Source organism: Nocardia arthritidis NBRC 100137, from assembly GCF_001612765.1.
Classification (GTDB): Bacteria; Actinomycetota; Actinomycetes; order Mycobacteriales; family Mycobacteriaceae; genus Nocardia; species Nocardia arthritidis.
This window is the reverse complement of record NZ_BDBB01000001.1, coordinates 177755-191853: the sequence shown is the minus strand read 5'-3', so window position 1 is coordinate 191853 and position 14099 is coordinate 177755. Positions and strand designations below refer to the sequence as shown.

The 14099-nt window shown below is 69.3% G+C and carries 11 protein-coding genes; 10 read left to right on the top strand and 1 reads right to left on the bottom strand.

The window, feature by feature from the left end; translation table 11 throughout:
• Positions 1-20: 20 nt before the first annotated feature.
• The 10 genes from NA8_RS00845 (at position 21) to NA8_RS00800 (ending at position 12487) form a co-directional block, all read left to right on the top strand.
• Positions 21-1094, top strand: a complete 1074-nt coding sequence (locus NA8_RS00845; protein WP_245663621.1) for a glycosyltransferase family 4 protein — start codon at positions 21-23, stop codon at positions 1092-1094.
• Positions 1091-2221, top strand: a complete 1131-nt coding sequence (locus NA8_RS00840) for a glycosyltransferase family 4 protein (RefSeq protein ID WP_063048393.1) — start codon at positions 1091-1093, stop codon at positions 2219-2221. Before NA8_RS00845 ends, NA8_RS00840 begins: the two co-directional genes overlap by 4 nt.
• A 158-nt stretch (positions 2222-2379) precedes the next feature.
• Positions 2380-3633 carry a lipopolysaccharide biosynthesis protein gene (locus NA8_RS00835; protein WP_063048502.1) on the top strand — a complete coding sequence of 418 codons (1254 nt, stop codon included), beginning with the start codon at positions 2380-2382 and terminating at the stop codon, positions 3631-3633.
• Between the two features lie 2 nt (positions 3634-3635).
• On the top strand, positions 3636-4652 hold the full coding sequence (locus NA8_RS00830; protein ID WP_063048392.1) for a CgeB family protein: 1017 nt from the start codon (positions 3636-3638) through the stop codon (positions 4650-4652).
• Positions 4653-4735: 83 nt separating this feature from the next.
• Positions 4736-6001, top strand: coding sequence for a hypothetical protein (locus tag NA8_RS00825; RefSeq protein ID WP_245663611.1), 1266 nt, complete (start codon positions 4736-4738; stop codon positions 5999-6001).
• A gap of 11 nt (positions 6002-6012) precedes the next feature.
• On the top strand, positions 6013-7278 hold the full coding sequence (locus NA8_RS00820; protein WP_063048391.1) for a Wzz/FepE/Etk N-terminal domain-containing protein: 1266 nt from the start codon (positions 6013-6015) through the stop codon (positions 7276-7278).
• Positions 7275-8633, top strand: coding sequence for a glycosyl hydrolase family 28-related protein (locus NA8_RS00815; RefSeq protein ID WP_063048390.1), 1359 nt, complete (start codon positions 7275-7277; stop codon positions 8631-8633). Before NA8_RS00820 ends, NA8_RS00815 begins: the two co-directional genes overlap by 4 nt.
• A complete protein-coding gene (locus NA8_RS00810) occupies positions 8630-9964 on the top strand; it encodes a GNAT family N-acetyltransferase (RefSeq protein WP_063048389.1) in 1335 nt (444 codons plus the stop codon). Before NA8_RS00815 ends, NA8_RS00810 begins: the two co-directional genes overlap by 4 nt.
• A gap of 64 nt (positions 9965-10028) precedes the next feature.
• Complete coding sequence (locus tag NA8_RS00805; RefSeq protein WP_063048388.1) at positions 10029-11396, top strand: glutamate-1-semialdehyde 2,1-aminomutase; 1368 nt, start codon at positions 10029-10031, stop codon at positions 11394-11396.
• Complete coding sequence (locus NA8_RS00800; RefSeq protein ID WP_063048387.1) at positions 11393-12487, top strand: glycosyltransferase; 1095 nt, start codon at positions 11393-11395, stop codon at positions 12485-12487. The genes NA8_RS00805 and NA8_RS00800 overlap by 4 nt, the downstream gene beginning before the upstream one ends.
• A gap of 297 nt (positions 12488-12784) precedes the next feature.
• Here NA8_RS00800 and NA8_RS00795 read toward each other — a convergent pair whose 3' ends face one another.
• Positions 12785-14071, bottom strand: a complete 1287-nt coding sequence (locus tag NA8_RS00795; protein WP_218019375.1) for a helix-turn-helix domain-containing protein — start codon at positions 14069-14071, stop codon at positions 12785-12787.
• Positions 14072-14099 lie beyond the last annotated feature (28 nt).

Sequence of the window (14099 nt, the reverse complement as noted above, 5' to 3'; positions counted from 1 at the left end):
GCGCTTCCGGCGCGGTGAAGGTGCACATGACCGGATCGGAATGGTTCGGCGCCGCGCCCGGCGGCCTGGGCCGATACTTCACGGACTTGCACGGCGCATTGCTGGGCGTTCCCGGGATTTCGTTGTCCGCCGCCGCATTCGGCCGGCCCGACCGGACAGTTGCCGGTGCCCGGTCCTGGGGGCCGGTCGGCGGGTCGACACTGCGCCGCGCCCGCACCGCGTTCTGCGCTCGCGACGCGTTGGACCCCGGCACCGTCGTGGATCGCCACTTCTGCCTCTACGGCCCGGCCGCCAGGGACCGGCGTGGTCGTCGGCTACCACTGGTCGTGCATTTCCACGGTCCGTGGGCAGCGGAAAGCCGAATGCACGGACAACATCCCGCCGCCGCCTTCGCCAAATACCTCATCGAACGTTTGCGATACGTTCGCGCGGATCGTTTCGTCGTGCTTTCCGAACACTTCCGCGCTTTGTTGTCCGACGACTACCGCATCGCGTCCGATCGCATCGAGGTGATCGCGCCCGGAGTCGATCTCACCCGGTTCCGAGCTGCCCCGGTCCCCGCGTCCCCGCCGGTCGTCCTGTGTGTGCGGCGGCTGGAGCGCCGGATGGGGATCGATGTGTTGCTGCGCGCGTGGCCCGGGGTGCTCGCCGAGCACCCGGAGGCTCGTCTGGTCATCGTCGGAACCGGCAGCGCGGAGGCGGATCTCCGGCGCGCCACCGAGGGCGGGCTCGACGACAGTGTCGAGTTCACCGGCCGAATTCCGGACCATGAGCTCGCCTCCCGCTACACCTCCGCCACGCTCACCGTGGTGCCCACGGTGGCCCTGGAGGGATTCGGCCTGATCGCCCTCGAGTCGCTCGCCGCGGGCCGGGCGCCGGTGGTCACCCGGTGCGGTGGTCTGCCCGACGCCGTGCGGGGCCTGGACCCCTCGCTGATCGTGCCGCCCGGCGACGCCACCGCGCTCGCGGCTCGGATCAGCGCGGCGATCTCCGGCCGTCGGCCGACGCCGGAGCAGTGCCGCGCCCACGCGGAGACCTTCAGCTGGCATGCCGCCGCACAGCGGCACGCCGCACTGTATCGGGAGCTCGCATGACTGGGCCCGCCGTCTTCCTCGGCCATACCGCCGCGCCGTCCGGAGCCGAATTGGCCACCCTGCGGCTGCTGCGCACGCTGCGCGCGCATGGCACCGAAGTGGCGCTGGTGTGCACCGAGGACGGCCCGGTGATGGCACGTGCCCGCGACGCGGGGATCGACACCCGTGTCGTGACAGGGCGGTTCGACAGCCGGGCGATGACCACCGGGTCCGGCCCGCTGCGGCTGATCACCGGGTTTCTCGCGCTACTGCGGCTGGGCTGGACGGTGGGGGCCACGGTCCGTGACTTGGGCGCTCGGGTGCTGGTCGCCGAGAGCACCAAGGCGCTGGTGCTGGGAGCGGTCGCGGCCCGCCGCGCCCGGGTGCCGCTCGTCTGGCAGGTCCACGACCGAGTGTCCCGGGACTACTTCGGCCTGCTCCCTGCCACCTCTATTCGGCTGCTGGCCGCATTGCTCTGCCGGGGGCTGCTCGCCAACAGTCACGGCACCCGTGCCACACTGCCCCCGCGCATCCCGGCGGTCGTCGCCTACCCGGGTGTCGCCCTGCCCGCCACACCGCCGCCGCCCCGAACTCGCGCGGCCGCCGAGGCGGTCGTGGTCGTCGTGGGACGGCTGAGTCCTTGGAAAGGCCAGGACGTGTTTCTGCGTGCCCTGGCGGCGGTGCCGACCCGGCCCGCGGCGGTGTATCTCGTCGGCGGGACGTTCTTCGATGAACAGCCGTTCCGGCAGTACCTGGAACAACTCGCTGCCGAACTCGGTCTGGCCGTGACATTCACCGGTCACGTCGACGACCCCGACCGGTATCTCGCCGAGGCCGACGTGCTCGTGCACTGCTCGGTGCTGCCCGAGCCGTTCGGGCAGGTGGTGGTGGAAGGCATGGCCGCAGGCTGCGCGGTGATCGCGACGGCGCCCGGCGGACCGGCCGAGATCATCGCCGACGGGCGGACCGGCCGACTGGTGCCCGTCGGCGACGAAGCCGCTCTCACCGCGGCTCTCACCGAACTGCTCGGCGATCCGGCCGCGCGCGCCCGGATCGCCTACGCCGGCGTCGACCGCGCCCGCGACTTCGACATCGACACCACGGCACGGGTGGTCACCCGCTTCCTCGACGAGGTGGCGCCGCCGTGACCGAACCCGATTACCTCGCCACGCTGACCACGGACGTCTTCCCCCGGGTCGAACTGCCCCGGCGTCCCGGCGGAGTGCACCGTCGCGCCGACGGGGCTCGCGGGCCGGGAGGCGGTGGCGCGCACAGCAAGCCGAGCCGGTTCGAGGTACTCGGTGATATCGCGCTGGTGAGTTTCGGCAGGTACGGTCAGTACATCGTCACGGTCGTCACCGTGCCGCTGATCGCCCGGGTACTCGGCGCCCACGGCCTCGGCCTGCTCGCCATCGGCATGTCGGCCTATTTCATCGGCTCGCTCGTCGTGGATCTGGGAGTCACGCAGTTCCTGTCCGCCCGCGTGCCGGAGATCAACGCCCGCAAGGACACCCGACTGCGGGAGATCAACCAGCTGCGTGGCGACTATCTGGCCATCCGTCTCGCCACGGCGACGCTCTTCGGTGTCGCGCTCGCCGTAACCTCGGCCCTACGCGCGCCCGAAGCCGCGCAGATGGTGCTGCTCGGCCTGTTCGCCGGTGGCTTCTGGTCCCTGTCGGAGGACTGGCTGCTGATCGGTGAGGGGCGGTTCGGCACCTCCACCGCGTATCAGACCATCGGCCGGCTGTGCTATCTCGGGCTGCTGGTGGGCCTGCTTCCTCAGCTGCCGAACCCGCATATCGCCTTGCTGTGCCTATTGCTGTCCTCCGTGCCGACGGTGGCACTGACATGGTGGGATGCCTGGCGCCGGTACGGGTCGCCGGCCCGTCCCCGCTACTACGGCGTCGTGCTGCGCCGCAGCGTGCCGGTGTTCGTCTCCCGGTTGCTGGTCACCGGCTACGGGCAGGGCGCGGCGACGCTGTACTCGGCCGTGCTCGACGCCGTCTCGCTGGGCCTGTACTCGGCCGGCGACCGCCTGGTGCGCGCGGTCCAATCACTGCTCGACGCCATCGGTTTCGCGCTGCTGCCACGAATGGCCAGGCGCGGCAACCATCTCGGGTTCTGGCGGCACAGCATGCAGGCGCTGGCCGTGACCGTCGCCGTCGCCGCACTCGCCGCGGCGGGCATCTGGCTGGCCGCGCCCCTGCTGATCCGGCTGGTCTTCGGTACCGAATTCGCCGCGTCCACCGGTCTGTTGCGGATCGAGGTGCTGATTCTGCCCGCCACGACGGTCACCTCGTTCATCACCACGGCCATTCTGCCGGTGCGCCAGGACACCACCGGGGTCCTGATCGGCGCGCTGCTCGGGACTCTCGTCGCCATCGGCGCACTGCTGCTGACCGTCTGGACCCGCTCGGCGCATACCTTGGTCTACGGCCTGCTGCTGGCCGAAATCACCGTCGCCACCTGGCATCTGCTGCGAGTGCGGTTCCTGGCCCGCCGCGACCGCGCCGAAGCCGACACCGTGCCGCTGCCTGTCGTGCCCCGGAGGGAGAACTGACCATGAGAATTCTGTTCGTCGGCGACGACTGGCTCGGCAGCAACGCACGTTCGCTGGCCGACGGTTTCCGTCAGGCAGGCCACGACGTGCTGGTGGTCGACTCCACACAGGTGACGCTCCCGGCCAGGCTCTCGCCGCCGTGGGTGTACGCGAAGGCGACCGGTCGACGCGACCGGCGCACGGTCGAACGAGTGCACACCCAGATCGAACGCAGCGCCGCCACGTTCCGGCCCGACATGCTGTTCGTGTTCAAGGGAATCCATCTCGATCAGCAGCGACTGCTCGATGTGCCCGCCGCACTGCACGTGCACTACAGCCCCGACGACGTGTCCAACCCCGAGAACCTCACCGATGCCTACCTGGCCGCGGAAGCCGGCTGGGACCTGATCGTCACCACCAAACAGCACAACGTGCCGGAGCTGCGGGCGCGTGGCGTCCGTGCCGCCGAGTTCGTGCTCAGCGCTTACGACCCGGCCTGGCATCATCCGGCGGCGCGCCGCGGCGCGGGTGACCATCTGGTCGGCTTCATCGGAGTGTGCCGACCCGACCGCCGCGCCGAACTGGTGTCCCTGGCACGCCGCTACGGACCGCGTCTGCTGGTTCGCGGCCCCGGCTGGCGCCGCGTTCCGGAGTTGCGCGCCACCCGCGCCGTCGTCGGCGGCGCGGTGTACGGCCCCGGGTATTCGGCCGCGGTCGCCGAGGTGACAGCCAATCTGGTGCTGCTCAACTCCGGCAACCGCGACACCCACACCTGCCGTACCTTCGAGGTGCCCGCGGCCGGTGGATTGTTCGTCGGTGAACGCACCGGCGAACACGCCGACCTGCTGCGCGACACCGTCGAGTGCTTCCTGTTCGACGGCACCGACGAGCTGATCTCGATTCTCGATTGGGTTGCCTCCCACCCGGACCGGGCGGCCGAGATCGCGGCGGCCGGGCACCGGCGGATCACCGCCGCGGGGCATCGTTACGTGGATCGCGCCCGGCGGATCGTCGGCCTCGCCGCGGAGGTCGCGAACTGAACGCCTACACCGATATAGCCGCCGTCGCGGCCGCACTGGTCACGGTTGCCGCGGCCGCGCTGTGGGTTCCCGGCATCACCCGCGTGTTCTTCATCGCGCAGGCCCTGTTCTGGTCGCTGTCCTACGTGGCGCGGCCGCTGGTGCTGCTCGCGGTGCAGCCGGACCCGCATTATGGCGACAACATCTCCGACCCCCGGCTGGCTGGTCTGGGGTACGACCGCGGAATCGGTCTGGTGCTCGACCACGTCGTGTTCGGCTTGTGGTGTTACGCGCTGTTGGTGATCGGTTACGCGCTCTGGCGGCGTCGGCACCCGCCTCGCCCCGTCCCGGCCGCAGTCGCGGACCCCGACGTGATGCCGACGCTGCTGGTGCTCTACGCGCTCGGGCTGTTGGGGCGGGCGGCCTCGGTGGCCACCGGATCGCTGGGCACTGCGGGTGAGGTCAGCAGCGGCAACCCCCTGCTCAGTTTTGTCGCCACGTTCGCCGGGATCGCGGCGCTCGGGATGATCGTCTTCCTCCGGCCGGCCCGGCCGCAGACCACGGCGCTGGTGCTCGGCGCGCTCTTCGCGGGCGAGCTGTACTGGTCGTCGGCCGTGCAGTCCAAGACACCGATCCTCGCCGCCGCACTCGCTCTGGCCGTACGGTTTTCGATGCTCGGCTGGAACCGGCGCACCACGATCGGTGTGGCACTGATCGGCGTGCTCGGCGTCGCCGGATTCGGCTGGCTGCAGTCGTTCAAGAACTCCGGCACGGCCGCCCTCGACGCCACCGTCGTCGACTCCCGCTACCCGGCGAACGTCCGGCCGTTCCTGAGTATCCTGCGGCGCTTCGACCTGCTCGAAGCCGCCACCGATGCCTACTTCGTCGGCCCAGGCGGCTGGTTGTCCCCCGGCGAAGTACTACACCACGCGAGCCTCAGCCTGATCCCGGCGCAGGTGCTCGGTGCCGAGAAGCTCCAATCCGGCACGGCCTGGGCGAACGACGTGCGTGGCGCGTCAGTGGATATGAGCACCGTGTCGGTGTCCCTCGCGGAGGGCAACGTGAACGAAGGCTATTTGCTCGGCGGCGAGGCCGGCGTGGTTGTCGCCGTCGTGTTCACCTTCGTGCTGCTGCTCGCCTGGGAGCGATCGCTGTATCGGCGGCACTTCCCCGTCCTGGTGCTGGGGCTCGCGATCACCGGCGCCTCCACCCTGTTCGAACGCGGCATCCTCGGCAGCTTCGAGAATCTGGGCAAATTCGCGCAGTCGGCCGTGCTCGCCTGGTTCGTCCATCTGATCGTCACGGAATTCCGCCGCCGCCCGACGCCGCTCCCGGCACCGGCGCACGCTTCAGCAGTTACGAAGACATGAGGTCGCAGTCCATGGGTTTGATCGACATCTGGCACATCGTTCGGCGGCGGTGGGTGCTGATCGCCGCGCTCGCGCTGACCGTCACGGCGGCCGCCGTCTGGTACGCCTCGTCGCGGGCGGTGACCTACGTGGCCAGCAGCACCATGTACGTCTCGATGGCCACCGGTACCTCGGTCAACGACTCCTACCAGGGCGGCCTGGCGGCCCAGCAGCGCGTGCGGTCCTATCTCGAACTGGCCACCAGCGCCGCGGTCGCGGAGCGGGTCGTCCACGATCAAGGACTGACGGAATCCCCGGATGAGTTCCGCGGCCGGATCACCGCCTCGTCGCCGCCCGCCAGCACGATCCTGGAGATCGCGGTCTCCGCGCCCAGCGCACAGGCTGCGCGTGATCTCACCGACGCCACGGTCGCCCAGTTCCGGGCCTTGGTCGACGGTCTCGAGTCCATCGAAACCGGCGCTGCTCCCGCCGCCCGCGTCTCGGTCGTCGACCGTGCCCGACTACCGGCCGCTCCGGCCGGCCCCGGGGCGAGCCGGTTCGTCGCTCTCGGCCTGTTCGGTGGACTGCTACTCGGCTTCGCCGCCGCATTTCTGCGTGAACGCACCGACCGGCGTATTCGCACCAGCGGCGACCTCGCCGATGTCGCGCCGGTTCCGGTGTTCGCCGACTTCGACAACGGTGAATCCGCCGCCGAGTCGGCCCGGCGGCTGCGCAATCACCTGCGGGGCGCTCAGACCATCGAATGCACCAGCCTCACCGACCGATCACGGTCCGAGGTGGCGCACACTCTGGCGCTGGCCTTCGCGGATGCCGGTCATCCGGTGATCCTCGTCGACGCCGACACCTCCGGCGGCGGAAGCTCCGGCGCGATGCCAGGTCCAGGCCTGACGACACTGTTGCGCGGCGGCGTACCACTGGACCGGGCGATCACCGACGACTGGGGCGGGACCGGGGTCGCGGTGCTGCCGATCGGGCACATCGAGCCGGACACGTCCGACCTGATCGCCTCGGAGCACTTCGCTCATCTCATCGCCGATCTGCGCGAGCGTTACTACCGCGTGGTCATCGAGACGGCACCGGTCAGCTCCGCCGCCGACGCGGTCGCCGTGGCGCCCTTATCCGATGCCGTCCTCGGCGTCGCCGATCTCGGCAGACTCACCGGACCGCAGTTGCGTGCCGCCCTGACCGCGTTCGGCACGGCCGGGCCGACCGGTGTGGTCAGCCACCGCACACCCGGTTCGGCGGTGGACCGGCTGGTGGGAAGGATGAAGGTATGAGCGACGACTTTCTCCGGCGGCGCCGCTTGCTCGCCGCGACTCTGGGTGCGGCGGCTGCGATTCCGCTCACCGCCGCCTGCGCCACGGCCGAGCCGGACGACCCGCAGTTTCGATCGCCCACCACCGATGCGCCCGGAGCACGCAACGTCCGGGACTTCGGAGCCGTCGGAGACGGTATCGCCGACGACACCAAGGCATTGGCCGCAGCCGTGGCCGCGGACCCGAACGGGCCGCTGGTGCTCTACCTGCCCGCCGGGCACTACCGGGTCGAGTCGATGCCCGATCTGCCGGACTATGCCACGATTCTCGGCGACGGTGCCGACGTCACCACGATCGTCTACGCGGGCAACGGCACTCTGGTGCGGCTGCGCAAGCGCAGCCGGGTCCGTTTCGCCAGGCTGGGGATCTTCACCACAGGTCCCGGCTCGACCGCGGTCGAGCTGTCGGAATGCTTCCGCTGCTCCTTCGACGCGGTGGTACTGCGCGGCAACCACCTCAGCGATAACCATCCGCAGTACCTGACCCAGCGCGGCGTCGTGTTGCGCGACAACACCGGCGGCACCGCCTTCATCAACTGCGATATCAACAACTTCGGGATCGGGCTGACCACATCCTGTATCCAGAACTACGTCACCTCCTCGAAGTTCACCAGCAATCACACCGGCGTCCTCGGCACCGGCAACGACCACAACGCCGGGCTGGCACTCACCAACGTCGAGTTCGTCTCCGACCAGAACCCGCTCACCACCGACCGCCACCTGCGGGTCGACGGCGCCGCCAACGACTGGTGGCTGACCAACGTGTGGTTCGAAGGAGCCGAGGTCGCCCTGTCCGTCGGCGAGAACGGGCGCGGTGGACCCGCGCAGTTCGGCATGGTCAACGCGAAGGTCGCGGCCCGTTCGGTCGGGCTCGAACTGAACTACTGCCGACAGCCGTATCTCGCGAACGTGATCTTCGACGCGGAGTCGCGGCCGCCGGGCATCCCGGTGCGCGTGGATCAGGCCGGCTGTCCGGAAGGCACCGCGGTCGGATTGATCTCCGGCATCACCGACGACATTCCCGACGGGGTCTTTCCGGCCGGGTGGACCGTCATCGGCCGCAAGGGCATGCGTACTCCGCGCTTCACCGGCACCGTGGTGTCCCAAGCGGGGCCGCACGGCGCGGACGTGTTCCAGGCACAGAACAGCGACGGCGCTGTCCGCGCCGCGGTGACCGCCGACGGAAGCTGGGTCTGCGAGCACGCTGACAACGGTCCCGTGCTCAAGGCGCCCGACGGCGGCTACTGGCGGCTCACCGTCTCCGACGACGGGAAGCTGGGTACCGTAGCGCTCGGCAGGAAGCGTCCCGGCGGATGACCCGACGCCCGCACCGCCGCACCGAAGCGCATCCCACCATCACCGGTCCCATCGGAACGGCGGTCCGGTTGCGGCCGCCGCGCTTCGACGACTTCGCCGAGTGGCGGCGGATCCGGCTCCGCGATCGCGCGATCATCGAGCCCTACTGGGTGAGTTCGGCGCAGGACTGGCACGACCGCCACACCGCCCGCCACTGGGCGCGGGAATGCCTCGACAACCGGGCCGAGGGCCGCGCCGGGCGGTGGGTGAGCCTGGTCGTCGAGGTAGCCGGTCGATTCGCCGGGCAGGTCGAACTGGCCTCGATCGATGCGACGGCCCGCAGCGCCGAGCTCGGGATCTGGATAGGCTCCGCCGTCGCCGGTGGCGGCATCGGTGGCCTTGTGCTGGCCATGATGGTGGACTTCGGATTCGACAGTCTCGGTCTCATGCGGATCACCGCACCGATCGCACCCGGCAACATCGCCGCCGCCAAGATCGCGGCCGCGACGGGCCTGCGGTACGAAGCCCGGATGAGCACCTATTTCGATGCCGGTGGCGCACGCCGCGACCACGAGTTGTGGGCGGTGATCCGCGCCGATCGGCCCGACCGCGGGTTCGCCGCCGCGTATCTGGCCCGGCAACGCTTCCGCCCGATGACGACGCAACTGCCCGCCGCGCCTGCCGTCCCGCACAGGCCGCCCCGCTCGAGCGTCGCAGCCGCGCATCTGCGGTTCCAGTTGTCCCGATCGCGCCGGGTGGTCAGGTGGCTGCGTGGCAGCGCCGTCATCACCCTCACCGGCTCCGACGCCCAAGGCAGGGTGCTGGTGCGATCCCGCCGGGTCACCGACTACCGGCGCTGCCGCGCGGCCCGCATCCGCAACCGCGCGACGCTGGCACGTGACCCGCGGATGTCACCCGCCGCCTGGCTGCGCCGACATTCCCTGCGCCGCTGGCTGGCCGAACTCGCCGAAGCCAGGACAGGCCTGCGTTCCCGGCCAGGACTGACGCTGACGATCCTCGACGACGGCCGCTTCGTCGGGGAAGCCCGGCTGCACGGGCTGGACATGTTCGATCACAACATCCGGCTCAGCATCTGGACCGATGCCTCGGCCCGCCCGGAACTCCGCGCCGACGTGCTCCGCGTGCTGGTGCGCCATGCGACCGAACGGCTCGGAATCCTCCGCATCGCCACCGCGATCCCGGTTTCCGACCTCGCCGCCGCGGCTGCGGTCGCCGCCGCCGGGTTCACCGAGGAGGGACGGATGCGCGGGCACCTCGATGTCTTCGGACCCCGCGGCGATCACGACCTCTGGGCGTACAGTCATCCGCCCGGTCCGGCCGCCCCCGGATGACGCGCGGACCCGGCACGGCTCTGCTATCCCGGCTTCCCCGCCCGCACCGCGAACGGAGCACCAGATGAACCCGCACCTCGACGTCCCACCGCACCGCGGGTTCGCCCGCAGCAATGCGCTGCAGCGTCGGTTGCACGAGCTGGTGCCCGGCGGCGCTCACACCTACGCCCGCGGAGCCGACCAGTATCCCGAGCAGATGGCGCCGATACTGTTGCGCGGCAACGGATGCAGAGTGTGGGATGCCGATGGCAACCAGTATGTCGAATACGGAATGGGCCTGCGTTCGGTCACCCTCGGCCATGCCTACGCACCGGTCCTCGACGCCGTGACGACCACCATCGCCGACGGAGTGAACTTCAGCAGGCCGACCGAGCTGGAGCTGCTCGCGGCCGAGGACTTCCTGGACCTCGTTCCCGGTGCGGACATGGTCAAGTTCGCCAAGAACGGCTCCGATGCCACCACCGCCGCCGTTCGGCTGGCCCGGGCTGTGTCCGGCCGCCAGCGGATCGCCGTCTGCGAGCAGCCGTTCTTCTCGGTCGACGACTGGTTCATCGCGACGACACCGATGTCGGCAGGCATCCCCGATCATGTCGGCGCGGAAATTGTCCGGTTCCCCTACAACGACGTCGACGCTCTCGCCACGGTCCTGGCGGGCGACAGCGTGGCCGCGGTCATCATGGAGGCGGCCACCGCAACGGCGGAACCCGAGCCCGGCTACCTCGAGGCGGTACGCGCCCTGTGCGATCGGCACGGCACCTTGCTGATATTCGACGAGATGATCACCGGATTCCGCTGGGCCACCGGCGGCGCCCAGTCCGTCTACGGCGTGACTCCCGACCTGTCTTGCTGGGGCAAGGCCATGGGTAACGGATTCCCCATATCTGCGCTCGCCGGACGACGCGAATACCTCGAGCGGGGCGGCCTGCGCACCGACGCCGACCGCGTATTTCTGCTGTCCACCACGCACGGCCCGGAAACCAGCGGGCTCGCGGCCTTCCGCGCGGTCGCCGCGGCGTACCGGACCGGCGATCCGATCTCCCGCATGGAAGCGGCAGGCGCCGCGCTGGCGACCGGATTCACGGCATCGGCAGACGAACTCGGCATCGGCGATCACCTCCGGGTCCGCGGTCGCTCCTCGTGCCTGATCTTCGAAACCCTCGATTCCGACGGAAAACCCTGCCAGGCATTCCGCACGTTGTTCCTGCAAGAACTGCTTCAACGCGGAGTGCTCGGGCAATCCTTCGTCACCTCGGCGGCACACGACCACGACGCGATCGCCGCCACCTTGTCGGCTTGCGCGGACGCGGCCCAGGTGTACCGGACCGCCCTCGAACGCGGCACCGTCGACGGACTGCTGCGCGGACGATCGGTCGCTCCCGCGCTTCGCCGCACCGCCGCACCCCGACAGATCGAAGCGAGCACATCTCGATGACCGCACCCCGCATCGCCATCGTCCACGAACGGTTCACCGAATTCGGCGGATCCGAAGCCGTGGTGGGCGAGTTCGCCCGCACCTGGCCCGGCGCGGACATCTACGCGCCGATCGTCACGCCGAGCGGAATCCGCCCGCCCGTCCAGCGCGTCCACGACACCTGGCTCTCCCGCGCCCACGCGCTGACCCGCGGCCGGCACGCCCCTCTGCTGCCGCTCGTCCCCCGGTCGCTGCGACGGATGCCGTTGCGGGGCTATGACGCCGTGGTCGTCAGCCACCACTCATTCGCCACCCAGGCCGCACTGGCCACCGACGCACCCGTGATCGCCTATGTGCACAGCCCTGCCCGATGGGCCTGGGATCGAGAGTTCCGCATCCGCGAAGCCGGTGGACGGGCCGGCCAGTTCGCCCTCGGCGCCGTGGGCGCGCTGGCCCGCCATGCCGAGCTGCGCGCCGCGCCGCGCCTGGCCCGGGTGATTGCCAACTCGACCGCCGTCGCCGACCGGATCCGCGACTGGTGGGGTTTGACCGCCACCGTGATCAATCCACCCGTCGATGTCGACCGTTTCACCCCCGATCCCGCACGTGCCCGGGAGGACTTCTTTCTCTACGCCGGTCGCCTCGTTCCCTACAAGCGCGCCGACCTTGCCATCCGAGCCGCTCAACTCGCCGGGAAACGGCTGGTCGTGCTGGGCGACGGACGCTTCCGGTCTCAGCTCGAAGCTCTCGCCGGACCCGAGACGACTTTTCTGGGCGCCACCTCCACCGACACGCTGCGGGAGATGTACCAACGTTGCCGAGCCCTGCTCATGCCCGGCGTGGAAGACTTCGGCATCGTCCCGGTCGAAGCCATGGCCTGCGGTACCCCGGTGATCGCCCTCGGCGCCGGCGGCGCACTCGACACGGTACGACCGGGCATGACAGGCGAACACCTCGCTCCCGGCACCGATACGGACGTCGTCACCCGCCTGGCCGCGGCAATGGCCGACTTCGACACCGCCCACTACGATCCCCGCGTCATCCGCGCCCATGCGGAAACGTTCGCACCACCCGCATTCCGGGCACGGATAGCCGCATGCGTCGATATGTGATCGGCCTCGTATCGAATTGCCGGACGCTGGCTCGGCAAGGGTGATATGCCTAGCCGCATGGTGATCGAGGCGATCAGTGAGACCCGCTCGCATGGCTGTGGGAGCCGGTCCTCGATGCTGTGGAGTCGGCTGAGCTCAGCCTAGCTAGGGCTGTTTACGTGCTTCGGTATGGTGCCCCAAGCGTAGCCGGACAGTTTCGTGGATCGGTTCGTGTCGGAGCTGTTGCGGATGAAGGAAGCGGACGTCGGTGGATTCGCCAGGGTCTCACCGATTTCCATGGTGCCGCCCGGTAGGGATTCAGGTCAGCATTCCCCGTACTTCGGCGATCCGCCGATCCAACCGTACCGAGTGGGCGGTGGCGGCTGCCGTCTCCGCCTCTCGAATGGTGGCGCGTGCTGCGTCCAGTTCCCGCTTCTTCAGGAATGACTCCGCGAGCCAGGTGCGATACAGGGCAACTTCACGAGCTCGGTCGGCCGAGAGTTGCCCGATCGCACGGGAAAGCAGTGCGCTCGCCTTGGCGGGTTCGCCCAGCTCGACGAAGCACCTGCCTGCCATTACGTCTATCTCGGTGCGGTCCATCCAGTACACCCACTCGGGCTCGGAAATGTCGGATGACCTGCGATCATACGATTCGTCGACCGCATCGAGCGCCCGTTCGGCTCCCTCGCGATCTCGCGAGCGCGCGCATGCCCACGCCAAGCGATCCGTCAGCAAGGAGCGGACTACCGGGGGTGCGTCCGTCGCGCCTTTGACGGCGGTGCGAGCGAGCAGCGTCGCCTCGCTGGGATTCCCGACATTGGCGATCTGGTAGCTCAGACTCGACAGAAGTTGCGCCGTCAACACGCGGTCTCCGGCATCATCGGCGGCGGATGCGCCGCTCAGATAAAGCCGCTGCGCGTCGTCGTATCTGCCCGCGTCGCTGGCCACCCACCCGGCAAGTTGTGCCAGTTCACCCGCGACCGTCAGCAACCGCTTCCCGACTCGATCGGAATAACTGCATTCCGTGATGATCTTCCGAGCGCTTTCGAACTCCTGCAATACCAGCGGGAACAAGTCCTCGCCACCTACGCTGTCATCCAGATGCCGAAGTTCGACCACACGTCGTTCCATCTCGGTCGCCAACTCGTCCCCGACGCGCCGACCAGCGGAGGCATGTGTCTTGGGTGCGGATTCTCCCACCAGCCATTCGTGTGCGACTCGGATCGGGTCCGGTGATGGTGCCATCAGTGCGCTGATCGGAATGTTCAGCGCTCGTGAGTAGCTGATGATGTGCTCTTGCTTCACATCGCGCTGCCCGTTCTCCAACATCCCGAGCAGAGACTTGCTGTAGTTGGTCTTCGCGGCGAGCGCCGCAAGGCTCACTCCTCGGCTCAGCCGGGCAGTTCGAAGCAGAAATCCAGGATTTTCCATCGAGCCGACGCACCCCCGCTTCTGTGGACGCTTGTGGACTGCAAACCGATTCCGCGCCTGACCTATTGGTCCGAGACTTACCCCGCCTTCCGTGCGAACGACTGTATTGCGAGCGCGCGGCAAACCGTGTCGGCTGTAGTGGGTAAGCGCACGCCCCGAGACAGGGCGGGTCAATCAGCTGACGTTGCGAATCATTCCGACG

Coding starts and splice junctions, on each gene's coding strand:
- NA8_RS00840 (WP_063048393.1), top strand. CDS start 1,091: ATGACTGGGCCCGCCGTCTTCCTCGGCCATACCGCCGCGCCGTCCGGA.
- NA8_RS00830 (WP_063048392.1), top strand. CDS start 3,636: ATGAGAATTCTGTTCGTCGGCGACGACTGGCTCGGCAGCAACGCACGT.
- NA8_RS00820 (WP_063048391.1), top strand. CDS start 6,013: ATGGGTTTGATCGACATCTGGCACATCGTTCGGCGGCGGTGGGTGCTG.
- NA8_RS00815 (WP_063048390.1), top strand. CDS start 7,275: ATGAGCGACGACTTTCTCCGGCGGCGCCGCTTGCTCGCCGCGACTCTG.
- NA8_RS00810 (WP_063048389.1), top strand. CDS start 8,630: ATGACCCGACGCCCGCACCGCCGCACCGAAGCGCATCCCACCATCACC.
- NA8_RS00805 (WP_063048388.1), top strand. CDS start 10,029: ATGAACCCGCACCTCGACGTCCCACCGCACCGCGGGTTCGCCCGCAGC.
- NA8_RS00800 (WP_063048387.1), top strand. CDS start 11,393: ATGACCGCACCCCGCATCGCCATCGTCCACGAACGGTTCACCGAATTC.